Source organism: Polyangium spumosum (genome assembly GCF_009649845.1).
GTDB lineage: Bacteria > Myxococcota_A > Polyangia > Polyangiales > Polyangiaceae > Polyangium > Polyangium spumosum.
Genome location: NZ_WJIE01000006.1, coordinates 162,812 through 181,708, shown reverse-complemented (window position 1 = coordinate 181,708; position 18,897 = coordinate 162,812). Strand labels below are relative to the sequence as shown.

14 protein-coding genes are annotated in these 18,897 nt (G+C 71.9%); 7 read left to right on the top strand and 7 right to left on the bottom strand.

Annotated features, from left to right (window positions below):
- Window positions 1-33: 33 nt before the first annotated feature.
- Complete coding sequence (locus GF068_RS21675) at window positions 34-927, bottom strand: methionyl-tRNA formyltransferase (protein ID WP_153821357.1); 894 nt, start codon at window positions 925-927, stop codon at window positions 34-36.
- Between the two features lie 143 nt (window positions 928-1,070).
- Between GF068_RS21675 and ftsE the strand changes: the two genes are divergently transcribed.
- From ftsE to GF068_RS21660, 3 genes are read left to right on the top strand one after another with little or no spacing between them, the layout of a single operon-like run.
- Window positions 1,071-1,778 (top strand): cell division ATP-binding protein FtsE, encoded by a 708-nt coding sequence (gene ftsE / locus GF068_RS21670; protein WP_420814127.1) that lies wholly within the window; start codon window positions 1,071-1,073, stop codon window positions 1,776-1,778.
- Between the two features lie 11 nt (window positions 1,779-1,789).
- A complete protein-coding gene (locus GF068_RS21665) occupies window positions 1,790-2,680 on the top strand; it encodes a cell division protein FtsX (RefSeq protein WP_153821355.1) in 891 nt (296 codons plus the stop codon).
- Window position 2,681: 1 nt separating this feature from the next.
- Window positions 2,682-3,650: a murein hydrolase activator EnvC family protein gene (locus GF068_RS21660; protein ID WP_153821354.1), complete on the top strand. Its 969-nt coding sequence runs from the start codon at window positions 2,682-2,684 to the stop codon at window positions 3,648-3,650.
- 4 nt (window positions 3,651-3,654) lie between these two features.
- Here GF068_RS21660 and GF068_RS21655 read toward each other — a convergent pair whose 3' ends face one another.
- From GF068_RS21655 to GF068_RS21645, 3 genes are all read right to left on the bottom strand, one after another.
- Window positions 3,655-5,346, bottom strand: a complete 1,692-nt coding sequence (locus GF068_RS21655) for an ATP-binding protein (protein ID WP_153821353.1) — start codon at window positions 5,344-5,346, stop codon at window positions 3,655-3,657.
- Window positions 5,343-6,740, bottom strand: coding sequence for a sensor histidine kinase (locus tag GF068_RS21650; RefSeq protein ID WP_170319605.1), 1,398 nt, complete (start codon window positions 6,738-6,740; stop codon window positions 5,343-5,345). Before GF068_RS21650 ends, GF068_RS21655 begins: the two co-directional genes overlap by 4 nt.
- A gap of 302 nt (window positions 6,741-7,042) precedes the next feature.
- The gene (locus GF068_RS21645; protein ID WP_153821352.1) at window positions 7,043-7,276 is read right to left on the bottom strand and encodes a hypothetical protein; all 234 of its coding nucleotides are present in this window, start codon (window positions 7,274-7,276) and stop codon (window positions 7,043-7,045) included.
- A gap of 458 nt (window positions 7,277-7,734) precedes the next feature.
- On the opposite strand from GF068_RS21645, the gene GF068_RS21640 reads away from it, so the two are divergent.
- The 4 genes from GF068_RS21640 to GF068_RS21625 are packed head-to-tail and all read left to right on the top strand — an operon-like array spanning window position 7,735 to window position 12,828.
- The gene (locus GF068_RS21640) at window positions 7,735-8,613 is read left to right on the top strand and encodes an alpha/beta hydrolase (RefSeq protein ID WP_153821351.1); all 879 of its coding nucleotides are present in this window, start codon (window positions 7,735-7,737) and stop codon (window positions 8,611-8,613) included.
- A gap of 35 nt (window positions 8,614-8,648) precedes the next feature.
- On the top strand, window positions 8,649-11,450 hold the full coding sequence (locus tag GF068_RS47105; RefSeq protein WP_338046495.1) for a PEP/pyruvate-binding domain-containing protein: 2,802 nt from the start codon (window positions 8,649-8,651) through the stop codon (window positions 11,448-11,450).
- Window positions 11,447-12,082, top strand: coding sequence for a hypothetical protein (locus tag GF068_RS21630; protein WP_153821350.1), 636 nt, complete (start codon window positions 11,447-11,449; stop codon window positions 12,080-12,082). Before GF068_RS47105 ends, GF068_RS21630 begins: the two co-directional genes overlap by 4 nt.
- Window positions 12,083-12,138: 56 nt before the next feature.
- Window positions 12,139-12,828: a tetratricopeptide repeat protein gene (locus GF068_RS21625; RefSeq protein ID WP_153821349.1), complete on the top strand. Its 690-nt coding sequence runs from the start codon at window positions 12,139-12,141 to the stop codon at window positions 12,826-12,828.
- 85 nt (window positions 12,829-12,913) lie between these two features.
- Here the strand turns inward: GF068_RS21625 and GF068_RS21620 are convergent, their stop codons facing one another.
- From GF068_RS21620 to GF068_RS21610, 3 genes are all read right to left on the bottom strand, one after another.
- Window positions 12,914-13,819: a 3-hydroxyacyl-CoA dehydrogenase family protein gene (locus tag GF068_RS21620; RefSeq protein ID WP_153821348.1), complete on the bottom strand. Its 906-nt coding sequence runs from the start codon at window positions 13,817-13,819 to the stop codon at window positions 12,914-12,916.
- The gene (locus tag GF068_RS21615; protein ID WP_153821347.1) at window positions 13,816-14,277 is read right to left on the bottom strand and encodes a hypothetical protein; all 462 of its coding nucleotides are present in this window, start codon (window positions 14,275-14,277) and stop codon (window positions 13,816-13,818) included. Before GF068_RS21615 ends, GF068_RS21620 begins: the two co-directional genes overlap by 4 nt.
- Before the next feature lie 82 nt (window positions 14,278-14,359).
- Window positions 14,360-18,895, bottom strand: a complete 4,536-nt coding sequence (locus tag GF068_RS21610; RefSeq protein WP_153821346.1) for a VIT domain-containing protein — start codon at window positions 18,893-18,895, stop codon at window positions 14,360-14,362.
- Window positions 18,896-18,897: the final 2 nt, after the last annotated feature.

Genomic DNA, 18,897 nt, shown 5'->3' with positions numbered 1-18,897 from the left:
TCCAAGAAAGCGCGCCAGTCGCGGAGCGCGGCGTCAGCCTAGCAAAGGCGCTGGCGCAAGAAAGAGCCGGGCGAGGGCCGAGGCGTCCGCGGGCGCGCCGTCGATCTCACCCCGCACCAGGATCACCGCGCCATCCCCGGTGCGGATCACGGCAAAACCCCCCTCGGCGTAGCCCTCGCCAGGCGCGAGCGCGCCGGGAAAATGCGCCGCTTCTCGGGCCTCGAGCACGGTCACGAGCGCGCCCGCGATCTCGGTGAAGGCGCCGGGCGCGGGCGCGAGGGCGCGGACGTGGCGGAGCACGCGATCGGTGGGCCAGGTCCAGCGGATCGCGTGCTCGTCGTCGCCGAGGGCGGGCGCGTGCGTCACGAGCGCCTCGTCTTGCGGGATCTCGGCGATCGTCTCGCCGCGCGACAGGCGCATGCAGGTGCGGCGCAAGGCGCGCAGCGAGGGACGATCGAGGGCGCGCGCGAGGTCCCAGCCGGTCCAGCGAGGATCGATCACGAGCTCCTCCTGCTCCAGGATCGCGCCGGTGTCGTACTCCGCGGCGATGCGGTGCACGGAGACGCCGGTGATCGCGTCGCCGGCGAGGATCGCCCATGTCGTCGGATCGGGGCCGCGGTGGCGCGGCAGGAGCGAGGGATGGACGCCGATGCCGCCGAGCCGCGCGCTCTCGACGAGGCGCATGGGCAGGCGCGTGGTCCAGAACCAGCTCACGACGAGGTCGGGCTGGAGGCGCGCGACGCGATCGAGCAGCGCGGCGTCCGTGACCCTGGGCTTGACGATCACGCGATCACCGAACACGCGCCGCGCGCGACGGAGGCCGAGGGCGTCCTTGCGGCAGACGGCGCAGAGCTCGATCGAGTGCCCGTCCTTCGCGAGCAGGAGCGCCGCGAGGGGCAGGCCAAAAAACGCGATGCGGAGCGGCATGACGCTCTCTCCTTACCCCAAAAATTTTCCCGCTCCGTAGGGCCCTGGTAGCAATCGCGCCCATGGCGTCATCCCCGCGCCCTTCGTTTCATCCGGCCCTGCGGTCCGGACACCGGTTCGACCCGGCTGCAGCGAGGCGGCCGATCCTGGTGTTCGAGGACGTGCACAAGGCCTACCGGCCGGACCAACCCGTCCTGCGAGGGATGTCGCTCACGATCGAGCGCGGGGAGTTCGTGTTCATCACGGGGCCCTCGGGCGCGGGCAAGAGCACGCTGCTCCGGCTCGTGCACCGCACCGAGCGCGTCGACGAGGGCCGGATCCTCTTCCTCGGCCGCGACGTGGGGCGCCTGCGCGAGGACTCGATCCCCGCCCTGCGCCGCAACATCGGCTACGTCTTCCAGGACTTCAAGCTCGTGCCGAGCTGGACCGTGTTCGACAACGTGGCCGTGGCGCTCGAGGTCGTGGGCCTGCCGCCGCGGCTCGTGCGCAGCCGCGTGGGCGAGGCGCTCGAGCGCGTCGGGCTCTCGGGGCGCGGCGACGAGCAGGCCAAGCGCCTCTCGGGCGGCGAGCAACAAAGGGTCGCGATCGCGCGGGCGATCGTGGGCGAGCCGGCGCTCATCCTCGCCGACGAGCCGACGGGCAACCTCGATCCCGAGCTCGCGATCGACATCCTCGGCCTCTTCGAGGACATCCACGAGACCGGGGCCACGGTGCTCTTCGCGACGCACGATCGGACGCTGCTCGACGTGCGCCCGCGGCGCGTGGTGGTGCTCGACGCGGGCAAGGCGACGGACGCGCCGAACGGGCTCGACATGGCAGGTGATGACGTCCCGATGAACCTCGTGGCGTAGGGAGGAGCTGCATGGCGAGCGAACGGTACGGCGTGCGAGTGCCCATGAAGGCCTGGAGACCCGGGCGAGGGGACATGCGCGTGCACGTGCAGTCGATCTTCTCCCTCGCGGTCGCGTTCGTGTGCCTGGCGGCCTCGCTGCTCGTGGTGACGAACCTCTCGGCGGTGCGTGATCGCTGGTCGCGCGCGGGTCGCGCGACGGTGTACCTGCGCGACGGCGTGGCGGATCCCGAGGTGAACGAGCTCGTCCGCGCGCTCGAGAAGACACCCGGCGTCAAGCGCGTGCGGCACGTGACGAGCGTGGAGGCGCGGCGCGAGATCGTGGTCGACGAGTCGGACGCGGCGCTCGCGTCGTTGCCGCCGGCCGCGTTCCCGGCCTCGCTCGAGCTCGGCTTCACGGACGACATCGGCGAGAACGATCTGCAGTCGATCGCGCTCAAGCTGCGGGCGTTGCCGGCGGTGGAGACGGTCGAGACCTACCAGCGCTGGACCGAGCGCCTCTCGTCGTTGCTCGGCGGCGGCGTGTCGGCGAGCGCGGCGCTCGCGGTCGTGGTGATGTGCGCGGTCTTCAGCGTGATCAGCTCGACGATGCGCCTCCTGCTCAGCCGCAGGCGCACCGAGGTCGAGGTCCTGAAGCTCGTCGGCGCGACGAACGAGTTCGTGCGTCGTCCCTTCGTGATCGAGGGCGCGATGCAAGGCGCGGCGGGCGCGGCGGCGGCGATCGCGCTGCTCGGCGGGCTCTTTTTCCTGGTGCGCGGGCGCTTCGATCACGAGCTCGCGAACCTGCTCGGGCTCTCGCCCTCGTTCTTGCCCTGGACCGTCTCGCTCGGGCTCGTGCTCCTCGGCGGCGCGCTCGGCGCGACGACGGCGCTCGTGAGCCTGCGGCGGATGGCGGCGATCTGAGATGAAGCGCCGAACGTCGCTCGCCTCCGTGTTGCTCCTGGCGCTCGCCTCCGGCGCGGCGCAGGGCGGCACGCCCGTCGAGGCGCTGCCCGCCCCGCAGGCGAGCCCGCTCTCGTCGGTCGCCGACTTCGAGCGACTCTTGAAGCGGATCGAAGAGCAGCAACGCGCCGCCGAGGGCGAGCTCGCGGGGATCGAGCCGCGCCTCGGGACCGTTCGCAAGCGCATGCTCGCGCGCGGCCGGGCCTACTACCGGCACGTGCACGCGGGCCTCTTGCCCGTGGGCGAGGGCTTCGACGCGCTCGTCGATCACGCGGCGCGTGTGGAGCGCGTGCGCCGCGCCCTCGAGCGCGACATCGCCGACGAGAAGGCGCTGCTCGAGCGCCGCGTCGAGCTCGAGGACCGTATCTCGAGGTTACGCGCCGAGCGCGCGCCGCTCGACCTGCAGCGCGAGGCCATGAAACGCGCCAAGCGCGCGCTCGAAGCCGAGGACGAGCGCAGGGCGGCGTTCGCGCGCGCCTTCGAGTCGTCGTCGCGCCCGGACTACGTGGCGATCTACGGCGCCGACAGCGGGCCTCGGGACGCGGACGCGCGCCTCGCTTTCGAGGCGCAGAAGGGGCGCCTGCTCTTCCCGGTCGCCGGCCGCGCCGAGGTGCGGCGCTCCTCGAAGCACGGCGTGAGCGGGATCGAGCTCGTCACGCAGCCCGGCGCGGCCGTTCGTAGCGTCGCCGCGGGTCGCGTGGTGTTCGCCGATCGCTACGACAGCTACGGCCTGACGGTGATCGTCGATCACGGCGACCGTTACTACAGCGTGTACGCGAGCCTCGGCGGCACGGAGCTACGCGCTGGTGATCCCGTGGCCTCCGGCGCGCGTGTCGGCACGGCGCCCGGCGCGGGGGGGAGCGACGCCGTGTCGTTCGAGATTCGCCGCGGATCCACGCCGCTCGATCCTGGCCCCTGGCTCGGGCTCTAGCGCTTCACGCGACCTCGGACGCCGCCGCGACGCCCCAGCGCGGCAGGGTCACGGTGAAGGTCGAGCCCGCGCCGGGCTGGCTCGTCGCCTCGATCGTCCCGCCGTGCGCCTCGACGATCTGCCGCGCGATGAAGAGGCCGAGGCCGAGCCCTCCGTAATGCCGGAGCGACACGGCGCGCTCGAACCGCTCGAAGATCCGCGCGCACGCCTCGGGCGCGATGCCGAGGCCACGATCGGTGACGGCGATCCGCACGACGTCGTCCTCCTCCACGACCTCGACGTCGATCGGCCGACCACAGCCGTACTTCACCGCGTTCTCGAGGAGGTTCGAGAGCACCTGGTCGAGCCGCATCGGATCCCACTGGCCCCGAAGAGACTCGCAAGCGCGCAGCTCGATCGTGCTGCCGGCCTCGTGCGCCTCCATGGCGAAGCGATCGGCCACCTCGCGGACGAGGGCGCAGAGGTCCGTGACCTCGGGCTCGATCAAGAGCTGACCTGCCGTGATGCGTGTCACGTCGAGCAGGGTCTCCACGAGCCGCGTGAGCCGGAAGATCTGCCGGGAGCAGCGCTCGACGCGCCCCGTGAGGTGCTCGTTCAGGAGCCCCGCCCGCCTGAGGGAACGTTCGAGCGCCTCGAGCTGGAGCTGCAGCGGCGTGAGCGGGGTCCGGAGCTCGTGCGAGGCGATCATGAAGAACTCGTCGCGGACGCGGATCGCCTCCTGCGCCTCGCGGTAGAGGCGAGCGTTGTCGAGCGCGATGCCGAACCTCCGCGCGAGCTCCTGGGCCACCCCGAGGTGGGTCGTGTCGTAACGACCCCGCTCCGTGCGGCGCACGAGCTCGACCACGCCGAGCCTCTTGCCGCGGAGCTCGATCGGGACGCAGATGTACGAGATCGGCCCGAGCGCGCGCAGGTGATCGAGGTCCGTCGTCCCGAGCAGGTGGGACAGGCAGTCGACGTTCTGCACCTCCTCGTGGAGGACCTTGCCGCCGTTCTGGAAGGCGTAGTCGGCGCCGAGGCGGCACGAGATCGTGCGGGAGAGCTCCGCCGTGATCGCCTGGTCTTCGGGCGCGCCGGCGGCGGCGCAGACGACGAGGATGCCCTTGTCGTTCGCGAGGTCGACGAAGCAGAGATCGCCGAGGCGCGGGACCGCGAGCTCCGCGGCTTTCTGGAGCGTGCCTTCGGTCTCGAGCGAGCTCGTGAGCAGGAGCGTGGTCTCGTCGAGGAACGCTTGTGTCTCGACGGCGCGCTCGGAGGCGCGGCGCCGGGCTTCTTCCTCGGCGAGCGCGAGCTTGCGCTCGTGCAGGATCCGATCGGTCTCGTGCTTGTAGAGCGCGATCTCGATCGCGCCGCGCAGCTCGCGCTCGTTGAAGGGTTTGACCAGGTACCCGAAGGGGCTCGTGGTCTTCGCGCGGAGGATGGTCTCCTCGTCGGCGTAGGCCGTGAGGTAGACGATGGGGACGTCGAGCTCGGCGCGGATCCGCTCTGCGGCCTGGATCCCGTCCATCTTGCCTTCGAGGCGGATGTCCATCAGCACGAGGTCGGGGCGGGAGGCGAGCACCTTCTCGATGGCGCGCTCGCCGGAGGCCGCGGAGCCGGCGACGTCGTAGCCCAGCGAGAGCAGCGTGTTCTCGAGGTCCGCGGCGACGATCCGCTGGTCCTCGACGATGAAGATCTTCTTGCGCAACGAGCTGCTCATAGCTGCGTCGGTGTGAGCGGAAAGCAGACCACGAACCTCGAACCCGAGCCCCGCACGAGCTCGATCGTCCCGTGGATCTGCTCGGTCAGGATGCAGACGAGCTTGAGGCCGAGCGTGCTCGCCTCGCGGAAGTCGAGGTCGGGCGGGAAGCCGATGCCGTCGTCCCCGACCTCGAGCACGACCTCGTCGCCTCGCCGCCGGAGCGCGACCCGCACGTGCCCGTCACGACCGGGCGGAAACGCGTGCTTGATCGCGTTGGAGACGAGCTCGTTCACCACGAGGCCGCAGGTGATGGCCGCGTCGACGCCGAGCGGCACGCCCTCGGCGTCGAGGACGAACGAGACATGCTCGGGGTTGACGCCGTACGTGTAGAGCAAGCCCGTCGCGAGGCTGCGCAGGTACTCGGCGATCTCGACGCGCGCGAGGTCCTTCGATTGATAGAGCTTCTCGTGGAAGAGCGCGATCGAGCGGACGCGGGTCTGGCTCTCCTTGAAGAGCTGGAGCGCGCGCGGGTCGGTGATCTGACCCATCTGCAGGTTGAGCATGCTGGAGACGATCTGGAGGTTGTTCTTGACCCGGTGATGGATCTCCTTGAGCAGGACCTCCTTCTCCAGGAGCGAGGCGCGTAGCTGCTTCTCGACGATCTTGCGCTCGGTGATGTCGCGGATCGCGGCCGAGACGAGCAGGCCGTCCTCGGTCTCGATGGGGCTCAGGCTGATCTCGACGGGGAACTCGGCGCCGTCCTTGCGACGGCCGTAGAGCTCGAGGCCGGAGCCCATCGGACGCACGCGCGGATCGGAGAAGAAGCTCCTGCGATGATGGACGTGGCGGTGATGGAAGCGCTCGGGGACGAGGGTCTCGATCGACTGGCCGAGCAGCTCGGCGCGCGGGAAGCCAAAGACACGTTCGGTCTGCGAGTTGCAGAGGACGATCGTGCCCTCGGCGTTGACGATGATGATCGCGTCGGGCGCGGCCTCGAGGAAGCCCCGGAACTTGGCCTGCACGCGGTTGCGCTCGGTGACGTCGCGGATCGCCGCGGTGACGAGGACGCCGCTCTTCGTGCGGATCGGCGAGAGGCTGATCTCGACGGGGAACTCGGTGCCGTCTTTGCGGCGGCCGTGGAGCTCGAGGCCCGCGCCCATGGGCCGGGGGCGAGGCTCCGCGGCGTAACGCATGCGGTGCTCGATGTGATCGGCCCGCAGGCGCTCGGGGACGAGGACGTCGATCGGCCGGCCGAGCAGCTCGTCGCGCTCGTAGCCGAACATGCGCAGGAGCTGCGCGTTGACGAGCCTGACGATGCCCTGCGCGTCCACGATCACCATGGGATCGGGGGCCGCTTCGAGGAGCTCACGGAAGCCTTCCTGCGTGGCGGTCTGCGTTTCGTCTTCAGCCAACGAGCTGCCGCTCGCGCTCGGATGCACGACTTGCACGGTTTTCGGGCTCCCCCACCCTGTGCAGACGGGCCGTCGAGCTCGACCAAGGCGGATGCGGAAACCGTTGGATCTCCGGCCCGGTCGTCCTTGCGCTCACGACGCCGTACTACTTCGGATCCATAGCGTGACGAGCGTCGAACGCTACCGATCAGTTTGGAGCGGAGGGCGTCGAGATGTGGCTCGGTTTGGCGGGCTGTGTAGGGGGGACGCGAAGATCCGCTGTGTACGCTCGGGCGTGTCGGGGGCGGATGTTGGAGGAGGGGTCAGTTGGAGGCGGCGAGGCGTTTGAGGATAGTCGCGAGTTCTTTGCTCCGGCGATCCTCGGCCTGCTCTGCGAGGCGTACCGCACGCTTGGCGATGTCCAGCGCTTCGACGCGATGGCCAAGCTGCAGCTGGATCAGGGTCTCCGCGACCTGGAGCAGTACGTCGATCTCGTCGCCGTAAAGCGCCATCGCGTAGTCCTGCGCGAGCCGCTCGATCTGCCGCTCGATCTTCACGCAGGACCGTCATCGGCGGGCACGGTACCGCGGGGCTCACACGGGCGCCAAGGAAGCGGCGGGAGGGTCTTCGAAGAGGGTCGCGACCCTCTGGACGGGCGAGCGGAGCGTCTTCGAAGAGGGTCGCGACGCTCCCGGACGGGAGAGCGGAGCGTCTTCGAAGAGGGTCGCAACGCTCCCGACGGAGGACCGGAGCGTCTTCGAAGAGGGTCGCGACCCTCTGGACGGGCGACCGGAGCGTCTTCGAGGAGGGTAGCGACCTGCTGGAGGAGGGAGCGGAGGGTGTTCGAGCAGGGTCGATGCGCTCGGAGGGGAGGGGCGCTCGTGGTTTGGACAGGGTCGAGAGAGGGTTCCGGAAGAGGACGCACGGGGGAGGACAGGGTCGAGAGGACCGCGAGGGCTGGTCACGACCGGCGCGACGGGGACAATGACCCTCCCGCTCCAGGCGGCGACCATCCATGCACACCCGACGTCACCACCTCCTCACCCTCGCGGCCCTCTCCCTCTCCGCTTGCCGCAAGCAATCCGCACCCTCGCCGGTCGCGGATCCACGCTGGAAAGACCTCTCCTTCCCGCAAGACGAGCAGCGCGCCCTCGTGCTCGCTCCGCCGTCCGCGCGCCCTCTGCCCGTGCTCGTCGCGCTGCATGGTCGGGGCGAGTCGGGCCGCGGGCTCGAGGTCGGCGCGTACGCCTGGCGCGACGATTACGGCCTCGACCGGCTCGATCGCAGGCTCGCCGCGCCGCCGCTCACGGGCGTCGATCTCGAAGGGTTTTTCCGGCCGGATCGGCTCGCGCAGATGAACCACTCGCTCGCGAAGCACGCCTACGAGGGCCTCGTCGTCGCCTGTCCCTACACGCCCGTCGTCGCGGATCGATCCGAGAAGGGAGCCGCGCCCTTCGGCCGGTTCGTCACGAGCGCGCTCCTGGCGCGCGCGCGCGCCGAGGCGAAGGCGTCCTCGGATCGCGCAGCGACGGGCATCGACGGCGTGAGCATGGGCGGGCGGCTCGCGCTCTTCGTGGGCTTCGCCCATCCCGAGGTGTTCGGCGCGATCGGCGCGCTCCAGCCAGCCTTGAAGCCCGAGGAGGCCCCGCACTTCGCCGGGCTCGCGCGCGCGGCGATGGATCGGCATCCCTTCGCGCTCCGGCTCGCGTCGAGCGACGCCGATCCGTTCCTCCCCGCCGTGCGGGCGCTCTCGGCCGCGCTCGCAAAGGTGGATGTCCCGCACCAGCTCGTCGTGACCCCGGGGCCTCACGATTACGCCTGGAACCGAGGGCCCGGCGGGGCCGAGATGTTGCTCTGGCACGAGCGGGTCCTGCGCGCCCTGCCCGCCCCCTGAGCGCAGCCGCGCACAAAGCATGGTAAGGCGTCGGCGTGGTCGACCCTTCGGCGCGGCAAGCGAGAACGCCCGGCGGCACGGACACGCCGGGCGGCTACGAGAACACCCTCCGTCCGCTCGCGCTCGCCTGGAGCCGGAAGCGCGGCGATGCCCGGCGCTTCGGCGGCAAGGCCACGAGCCTCGGCAAGCTCGTGCGCGAGGGCCTGCCCGTGCCGCGTGGCTGGGTCTTGCCAGCCGAACACTTCGACGCGCTCGCCGAGACGACGCTGCCGCGTGGCCACGATCTGCCCTCGCTCATCAAGCTCGCCGGCAGCCGCGCCGGGATCGATCGGGCCGCGCGCGCGCGTGATCGCATCCAGGAGGCGCCCCTCGAAGCGTCGCTGCAAGCCGCGCTCGAGGCGCTCTGGGCCGACGTCGGCGAGAGCGCTCCGTGGGGCCTCGCCGTGCGCTCGAGCGCGACGTGCGAGGACGGCGAGGAGACGAGTTTTGCCGGGCTCGCGACGACGCTGCTCGGCGTGCGCGGGCCCGAGGGGCTCGCCGCGGCGATCAAGCAGGTCTGGGCGAGCGCGTTCTTGCCACGCGCGATCGAGTACCTCGCGCACCACGGCGTGCGTGACGTGGCGATGGCGGTGCTCGTGCAGGTGATGGCTCGCGCCGAGGCCGCGGGCGTGCTCTTCACGGCGCCGCCGCCCGGGCTCGCAGGGGAGCACTGGGGCGAGGACGAGCGGCTCGTCAACGTCACGCTGGGGCTCGGCGCGCCCGTCGTCGAGGGCGCGATGCCGACCGACTCGGTGCGCTTCTCGAAGTCGGGCGGCGTGGTCGCGACGGTCGTCGCGGAGAAGCGGCGCGCGCTCGTCGTGGGCGAGCATGGCGTCGAGGAGGTCGCGATCCCCGAGGATCACGCGAGGCGCGCCGCGCTCTCGCTCGAGGCGATCGGGCAGCTCGGCGAGCTCGCCACGAGGCTCGAGCGAGGCGGCGCCGGGCCCTTCGACGTGGAGTTCGCCGTCGAGAAGACGCCCGAAGGCAAGGACCAGGTGCTCCTCCTGCAAGTGCGCCCGATCGGCGGCGGAGGCTTCCCCGAGGGGGGCGACGCGCAGACGGTCTGGTCACGCGCGAACGTCGGCGAGGCCTTGCCCGGCGCGGCCACGCCGCTCACGTGGTCGATCGCGCGGACCTTCAGCGAGAAGGGCTTCCGCGAGGCGTTCGCCGCGCTCGGATGTCGCGTCCCTCGTGGCGCGCACCTCGTCACCAACGTGCACGGGCGCTTCTACTTGAACCTCAGCGCGTTCATGCAGATCGCCGCGCAGGTGCCGCTGCTCTCGCCCCGCGCGCTGCTCTCGGCCTCGGGCGGCGCGGGCGAGGCGGCGATCGCGTTGCTCGAACAGCAGACCGAGGACGTCTCGAAGCGCGGCTTCCTCGCGCGCCTGCCGCTCGTGGCCCCGCGCGTGCTCGCGAGCCAGGCGCGGCTCGAGCGTGACGTCGCGAGTTACGAGGTCGAAGCCGAGCGCGCGCGTCGCTCCCTCGCCGAGATGGACCTCGGCCTCCTGCCCGACGACGCGCTCGCCACCACCCTGCGCACCGCGAGCGCGCTGCTCGATCGCACGGGCACCTTGATGCTCTCCTGCGCCTCGGCCTCGCTCGCGAGCCACCTCGCGCTCGCGCGCCTCCTCGAACGCTTCGCCGCGCGCCGCTCCTCGGCGCGGGACGATGACGACGACGCGCTCGCGATGGATCCGCTCATGCCCCGTACGCTCTCGTCGGGCGCGTCGCTCGCGCACGCCCTCGTCGGCGGCGTGCGTGAGCTCGAGAGCGCGAGCCCCGGCGTCGCCCTCGCCCGCATCGCCGTGCGCGCGCGCGAGGAGCCCGAGGCGCGCGCTCGCCTGCTCGCCGGCGAGGTCCGCACCTCGAGCGACCTGCCCGACGGCCCGACGCGACGCGAGCTCGAGTCGTTCCTCGACACCTTCGGCGACCGCGCCGTCCGCGAGGCCGAGCTCTCGACGCCGCGCTGGCGCGAGGACCCCTCGGCGGTGCTCGCCATGCTCGTCGCAGCGCTGCGCGCGCCCGACAGCGACCCCGACCGCGCCCTCGCCCGCGCCCGCGCCCTCGCCGATCGCGAGATGGCCCAGCTCGAGACGCGCCTCGGCCCGGCCACGCTCTACGCCGTCCGCGCCCTCGTCACGCGCGCGCAGCGCTTCACCCGCCTCCGCGAGCGCATGCGCATGTGGGTCACGCGTGTGCTCGGCATGCTGCGCACCATCGCGCTCGACGTCGATCGGCGCCTCATCCGCATCGACCCCACCTTGTCGAGGGGCGCCGTCTTCTTCTGCACCTACGAGGAGCTCATCCAGGCGCTTCGAAGTGGCCGCGCCGAGATCGGCCACGTCGCGCGCCTGCGCCGCGCCGAGCACCTGCGCGACGCCCAGCGCCCCGATCCTCCGCCCACCTTCATCGGCCGCCCGCCGCCCGTGCAGCTCCCGCCTGCGTTTGGCCGCCGCCTCGTGGGCCTGCCGGCTTCGAGTGGCGTCGTCGAGGGCCGCGCCCGCGTCCTCTCGCCTGGCACGGGTGGCCTCGACGCCGTTTGCGCCGGCGAGATCCTCGTCACGCGTACGACGGACGTCGGCCTCTCGCCGCTCTTCCTCGTCGCGGCCGCGGTCGTCACCGAGCTCGGCGGGCCGCTCTCGCATGCGGCGATCGTCGCGCGCGAGTACGGCGTCCCTGCGGTCGTCAACGTCCCGGGCGCCACCGTCGCGATTCGCACCGGGGATCGCGTCCGCGTCGATGGGGACCGCGGGACGATTGAAATCTTCGCGGGTGATGTCAGGTCCAAGGAGACGTGAAGCAAAGCCGCCTCTTCCTCGCGCTCGGCCTCGGCGCTGCCCTCGGCGGTGCCGCTGCGCTCTCGCTCGCCGAGCCCACGCGACGCGCGCCCGCGCCGGCCGCGCCCGAACCTCCGAGGGGCGGCTTTCCGCCGGATCCGCCGGGCAACGCGTCGAAGAAGCAGTGGGTCTTCGCCGTCTCGGTCAAGGACGGCAAGGCCTCGCTCCCGCGCGCCTCGTCGGTCCTCGTCGCCAACCCGACGCCCACCGTGCGCATGATGGGCCGGTTCGCGGTCGAGTTCTGGGTCGGCAAGGAGCTGCTCGACCGGATCCGCTTCGACGTCCCGATGCTCGATCGTGACCCCAAGGATCGCCGCCGCGGGCCGCTCCGCGGGCCCGACTTCACGCACGTCTCGACGCGCCTCACGGTGCGCATGGCCGATCATCCACGCGCCACGTTCGTCGCGCTCGTCGACCGCGCCACGGGCGACGTGCAGCGCTTCGCCTGGCCGCCCGACGCCGAGGGCCGCCTCGCCCCGCTCGGCGCTGCGGCCTCGCGTGCGCCGGCCTCTGCGGCGGACGCGGGTTCGCCGGGTGACGCCGGGGGCTCCGTGGATGCGGGGCCGAGCGACGCGGCGGCGGACGGCCGGTAGGGTTCTTTTTCGCGGAAGTTCCATGCCGTCCGAGGCTGAGGTAGGCTGCTCTCGCCATGGCAAGCCGTCTGCTCGTCGCTTCCCTCGTGACCTCTTCGCTCGCGCTCGCCGGAACGGCGTTCGGCCAGGGAGCTGGTGCTGCGGCGCCTGCGAAGCCCGACGCGGCCAAGCCCGCTGCGGGCGCGGCGGCCCCCACGGCGCCTGCGCCTGCCGCGGGGCCGATGAAGGATCCCGAGAACAAGAAGGGGATCAGCCCCTACATGGAGGCGATCAAGAAGGGCGAGGACTCGTTCGTCGCGCGTGATTTCCCGAGCGCGGTGACGGCGTTCCAGGACGCGATCAAGCTCGACGCGTCGAAGATGCTCGGCTTCTACCGGCTCGGCGAGGCGCAGCTCGCCGCGGGCAAACCCGAGGAGGCCGAGGCCGTGTGGAACGTCGCGCTGAACAAGGACGGCCCTGCGGATCTCAAGGCGAAGGTGCACTTCGTGCTGGCCGACCTGCGCGAGCGTCAACGCAAGCTCCCCGAGGCCAAGGAGGCGTGGGGCAAGTACGCCCAGTTCCTCAAGGACCAGGCCGCCGACGCGAAGGGCTACCCCGGCACGCCCGAGGAGCGGCAGAAGGTCATCGAGCGCCGCCTGAAGGACGAGAAGGACTACGCCGCCGTGAAGGAGCGCATCATCAAGCGCCAGGCCGAGCGCGAAAAAGAGGCGGCCAACAACGCCAAGAAGGACAAGCTCAACCGCTGACGCGCGCGCCGCGGTTCGTTGGTGCTCCAAAGAAAAGGCCCGCGGGCGTGATCGCCGGCGGGCCTTCGTGTTTGTCCGTATCCCCTCAGCGCTTGTGCGTGACGGGGACCGGGCCCGACTCGGTCCAGCGGTAAAACCCCTCGCCGGTCTTCTTGCCGAGCCTGCCTGCGCGCACCATCTGCCGCAGGATCGCCGGCGGTCGGAACTGCTCGCCGATCTCGCGGTGCAGGTGCTCGAGGATCATGAGCCGCACGTCGAGGCCAACGAGGTCCGTCAGCTTGAGCGGCCCCATCGGGTGGCGGTAGCCGAGCTCCATCGCCCGATCGATGTCCTCCGCCGAGGCCACGCCGCTCTCCAGCATGCGCATCGCCTCCGCGCCGATCACCACGCCGAGCCGGCTCGTCGCGAAGCCGGGCATGTCGTTCACGACGATCGGCGTCTTGCCGATACGCTTGGCGAGGGCGAGGCTCGTCGCGACGACGCCCTCGTCCGTGCCGAGCCCGCGCACGACCTCGAGCAGCTCCATCACGGGCGGCGGGTTGAAGAAGTGCAGGCCGATCGTGCGCGCGGCCGCGCCGATCCGCGTGCCGATCTCCGTGATCGACAAGCTCGACGTGTTGGTCCCGAGGATCGCGCGCTCCGGCGCGAGCGCCTTCACCTCGCGCAAGAGGCCGACCTTGAGCTCGATCTGCTCGGGCGCCGACTCGATCACGAGGTCCACGTCGGCGCAGGCCTGCGCGAGATCGGGCGTGGGGACGAGCGCGCCGATGAGCTCGCTGCGCGCCTCGTTCAGCATCTTGCCCTTCTGCACGAGCCGATCCGTCGCCTGCTTGATCGACTCGATCGCGCGCCCGATCCGCGCCGCGTCCACGTCGTAGAGGTGCGTGACGTACCCGGCGTTCGCCATCACCTGCGCGATGCCCTGGCCCATCGTGCCCGCGCCGAGCACCACGACGCGCCGCACGGCCGCGGCCTCCGTGCCCACGCTCATTTCGCCACCGGCTGCGCGGGCTGAGGCTGCGGCGCGCCGCCCGGCTGTTGCTGCTTCGCGCGGAGCGCCTCGATCCGCTCCTGGATCTGCTTGGCCTGCTCGGGCGTGAGTTGCTTCAGGCCTCCGGTGCCGAGCGGCGACGGGGCCGGGCGCGCCTGCACTTGCGGCGGCACGCGCGTGGGCTGCACTTGCGGCCGCGGCTGCGGCGCTGCGGCGGCAGGCGCGGCCTCGGCGGGCGCGGTGTCGACCTTCGTGTCGGTCTCGTCGCCGCTCGCCGCGAGGAGCCACGCGGTGCCGGCGAAGAAGAAGAGCAAGAGCCCCACGATCGGGATCCACGTGGGCGTGCGCGGCTCGTCGGCCGGGAGCTCCTGCACCGGATCGTTGTCGAAGTGGTCGTGATCGTGGGAGGCGTGGTGGCCCGCGGCGGTAGCTCCGTGGGCGTCGTGCGCTGCGCTCATGGTGGGGAGGGAATGCCCCACTTCCGGCGCGAAGTCCATGGGAAGCCCCCCGGGCGACGCGCGCGCCGGGGGGCCGGCCCGCTCACGGACCCCAGGGATTGAAGGGCCTGTCCGTGATCGGGACCAGGCGGGAGGTGAAGAAGACCCGCATCGTGCCGACCTCCGCGCGTGGACCGGTGAGCACGAAGGGCACCTTCCGCGTCTCGCCCGCGAGCTTGAGCAAGAGCTCGCCCCGCACGGGGATGTTCTGGTCCGCGCCCGACGCGCGGGCGATCTCGACCACGTAGCTGCCCGAGGTCGCGTTGACGAGCCCGATCGCCTCGGCCCGCGTGCTCGTCACGTCCCGCGCGCTGACGAGGGCTTTGCCGGCCGAGCCGAGCCACGAGGTGCGGCGGCCCTGCGCGTCGATGAGCCCGATGTCGAGGTCCACGCCGCCCGTCCACTCGGCCGAGACCTGGATGTCGCCCCGCAGCGCGGACGTGGCCGGGGCCTCGGGCTGCGCGAGCAGCTTGTTGATCGAGGCGCGCACGTTCTCGCTCGCGTCGAGCTTGAGCAGGCTCGCGAGCTCGGTCATGCCGAGCGTGTTCGCGCAGCGCACCGCGTTCGCGACGAGCTTCGCCTCGCCGGGGGCCATGTCCGCGAGCGCGATGCGGTGCTCGCAGGCGAGGGCGCGGTTGCCCGCGGCCTCGTGCAGCTCCGCGAGGCGCGTCTGCGCGGCGCGATCGCCCGGACGCACGTCCGCGAGCCCGCCGAGGATCCGGATCGCCCGCTCGCGATCGCCCTGCCGCGCCGCGAGATCCGCGCGCGCCAGGAGCGCGTCCGGGTCGAGCGCGTCGCGACCGCTCCACTTCGCCGTGAGCTCCTGCGCCTCGCCGAGGCGGCCTGCCGTCGCGTAGAGCGCGAAGAGCTCCACGGTCCTGTCGCGGCTGTCGGGCGTGCTCGCGAGGGCGTTCTCGGCGGCGAGCAGCTTCGTCGCGTTCTGCGAGGCGAGCGTGTTCGTCGCCTCGAACGATCCTTTACGCTCGAAGATTTTTCGCATCGGGACGAGGCGCTGCGGCGGCCTTCGCGACTCACGCCATCCGCGGCTCCTGTCGGCGCCGTCGTCGAAGTCGCCTCGCCATCCCCCGCCAGCCTTCGATGCGGGCTTCGGCGTGGGTGAAGCCGTCGCCGTCGGCGCGGGCAAGGCAGGCGGCGGGGCCGGCGCGGCTGCTCCGCCGCCCGGGAAGGCGCCGCCGATATTGCCGAACCCATCGGCCGGCTCCGCGGCGGAGGCGGTTTCTGCAGCCTTCCCCTTCGCGGGGCTCTGCGTGTCGAGCTCCGCCGATGCCTCCTCCTTCGCCGCCTCGTCGGGCTTCTCCTCGCCTTCGGCGTCCGCGTTCGAGCTCTGCGCGAGCTCCTCGCCCGTGAACGTGGGCGCCACGCGCGTTCGTTCGAGGCCAAACGCGTTCATCATCGCCTCGCTCTCGAGCACGAGCAGCGAGGTGAAGCGGCTCGCGACCGCGAAGCGCTTCGACAGCTCGATCGCCGCGAGTTTGCTCGCCGTGCCGCCCGCGCTCTCGAGCTCGGCGATCTTCGCGGCCGCGTAGAGCCGCGGCACGAAGGCGTTACCCGCGCTCGACGTCGCGAGGATCTTGATCGGGTACGTCTGCTCGAACCGCTCGCTCGCGACGCGGCCGCGCAGCCGGATCGCGCCTTCGAGCGAGTCGCCGCTCGACATGCGCGCCACGACGAACGTCTCGCCGCCTGCGCGGATCGGATCGAGCCGCGCGGGCGTGACCTGCGTGAGCCCCGGCGGCAGCTCGATCTCGGGCTCCCGCAGGGTCACGCCGTACGCCGCCGAGAGCACCTCGAGCGCCGCGGAGGAGACCTTCTGCCCGGGCACGTACGGAACGACGACGCCGCCGCCGCCTCGCGCGAGCGCCGCGAGCGAGGTCAGGTCCGCGTCGGCGCCCATCGCCACGGCCACGACCGATCCATCGCCGCTCGGCAACGAGCCGCGCACCGCCGCCTCGATGTGCGAAGGCCGCGTCGGGCCCACGGTCGGCGTGCCGTCGCCGAGGTAGAGGATCCGGAGCTCCTTGCCGCCGAGCGAACCCACCGAGCTGCGCGCGGCGCTCACGGCCGCGGCCATGTCGCTGCCGCCGTCCGGCTCGACGCTCCCGAGGAAACGCTCGACCTCGCCCGCCGCCGCCGCGCCCGGCGCGCTCGGCGTGGGCAAACCGCCGCGACCGTCCTCGGTCATCGGCCTGCACACGGTGTCACACGCGAGCAGCACGAACGAGTCGCGCCGATCCATCTCGCGCACGATCGTCGACGCGAGCCGCGTCGCCCGCGAGAAGCGCTCGCCCACCATGGACCGGCTCGCGTCCACGACGATCGCGTGCACGCGCTCCTTCGCCTCCTGCCACCGCGGCAGCTTCGGCCGGAGCGCGATCGCCACGTACGGCGACGAATCGAACGCGATGGCTTGCGCCGCCGCGGCCGCGTCCTTCTCCTCGTTCGTCTTCGCCTTCGCCGATGCGGGCCCGACCTTCGGCTCCTCCGGCAAGGGCGCGCTCGCCGCATCCATGCGGTACGCCCACGCCGTCGCCTCGCGGTCTCGATCGGGCAGCGCGTACTCGACCGTCAGATCACCCGCGGGGACGAACCCCGTCGCGCGCAGCGTGCGCCGCTCGGCCGAAGCGTCGCCGCCCCCGGGCGAGAGCTCGTAGCCGCGCGTCTGCACGCCGAACTCCTTGTCGTGACCGAGCACCTGCAGGTCGAGGTCGAACGCGTCGATCTTCGTCGTCCCGCTCGGGTCGTGCGCGAGCGGGTACGTGAAGCGCCGGACGCCCGCGGCCTGGTCCACGGTCTGCGTGTACGTGAGGATCACGCGCCGCGAGCCGCGCTTCGGGATCGGGAAAATTTTGAGCTCGAACCGCCCGCCGCGTTGCCACTCGAGCAGCGCCGGGTCCCGCCACGGCCCGGGCACCCAGATGATCTCCTCGCGCGGCTTCGGCGTCTTCGGCGCCGCGTTCTGGATGACCCCGCGCCAGATCGCCGCGCCCTTGTCGCGATCGACGAACGCGCCCTCCATCATCTTGCCGTCCACCTCCAGCGCGAGCCTCTCGATCTGCGCGCCCGGCGGCAGCGGGAAGCGGAAGATGCCTTCGAGCTCCTCGTCCGTGTCGTTCGTGAACGTCTCGTCCACCTCGGTCCGCGCCACCACGTCCACGATGCGCACCTTCACCGAGTGCTTCGCGAGCCGCACCGCGTGGTCCTTCTCCTTGGTTTGTCCGGGCTTGCGCGCGCGCAGCTCGCCGAGCCCCCGCAGGACCGGCGCGTCGAGCTCCTCCGGCGAGCGGTCGCTCCACTCGAGCGAGTCCGCCACGCTCGACGAGCTCACGACGAGCGGCTCGCGGCCCCTCTCGATCGTCGCCTCCTCGCCCGCGCGCACGTCGACCGCCTTGCCCGACGACGACCGCACCCGCACGACACCACGCGCGACCTCGACGCTCGCGCGGCCCTTGCCGGCCGTCATGACGAGCTTCGTCCCGAGCACCTCGACCTCGCCGTCGCCGACCCCGATCTTCGCAGGCGGCGCGCCCTTCAAGCTCGCCACGTCCGCGACGATCGTCCCCTCGGCGAGCTTCGCCTGACGCACCTTGCCGCCTTCGAGCGAGATCGACGAGCCTCGATCGATCGCGAGCTGCGAGCCATCCGCGAGCGACACGTAGGCCCGCGTGCGCGCGTCCGTGCGCAGCGTCGTGTCGTTCTTGAACGCCCAGCCCGCCTTCACCGGCTTGCACGCGCCGCTCGCGTCGCAGGCCTCGAGCCCGCCTTCCTTGTCGGCCGACGCGCGCGAGATCGAGTCGATCTTGCCCGACCACGCGGCCTCGAGCTTCGGCTCCTCCGGCCCTTGCTTCGGGCTCTTCACGTAGAACCCGACGGCGGCCGCCGCGGCCATCGCGCCGAGCACACCCGCGACGAACTTCGGGCGGCGAAAGAGCGAGACGACCTTGCCACCCTCGCTCGGCTTCGTCGTCCGCGGCGGCGCCGTGCGCGCGGCGCCCGCCCTCGATCCGCTCTTCGCCTCGGGCTCGCGCGAGCGCGGCACGTCCCGGTCCGTGATCGCCTGCGCGGGCGCGGGCGCGGCCTCGTCGTTCAGCGTCGGCGAAGGCTGCGTCGACGAAACTTTGGACACCAACGTGTTCGTCCGCGGCCGCGGAGGCTCCGTCTCCCCGACCTCCGGCTCGTTCGTCGCGCTCGCGATCTCCGTCTTCGCCGTGGCGAAGTCCGTGACCCCGACCGAAGGCTCGGCGACCACGCTCTTCGCCGTCCGCGGCGCCGACGTCGCGGCCTCCACGCTCTTCGGCGCCACGCCTGCCGGCGGCTTCAAATTCTCCACGTCGAGCCGCGCGAGCACCTTGTCGGCGAAGGCCGCGTCGACGCGAAAATCTCCGCCTGCGTGGCCCACGAACTCCGCTGCGCGCTCCGCGTCGTACCGCAGGTCCCGGCACGCGTCGCAGTCGGCGATGTGATCGAAGAGCTCCTTCGGCGCCGAACCATCCAGCACCTCGGCGATTCGCTCCTCGACCTCGCGGCAGAGCCCACCCACGTTCGTCTCGCTCGTGCTCATCG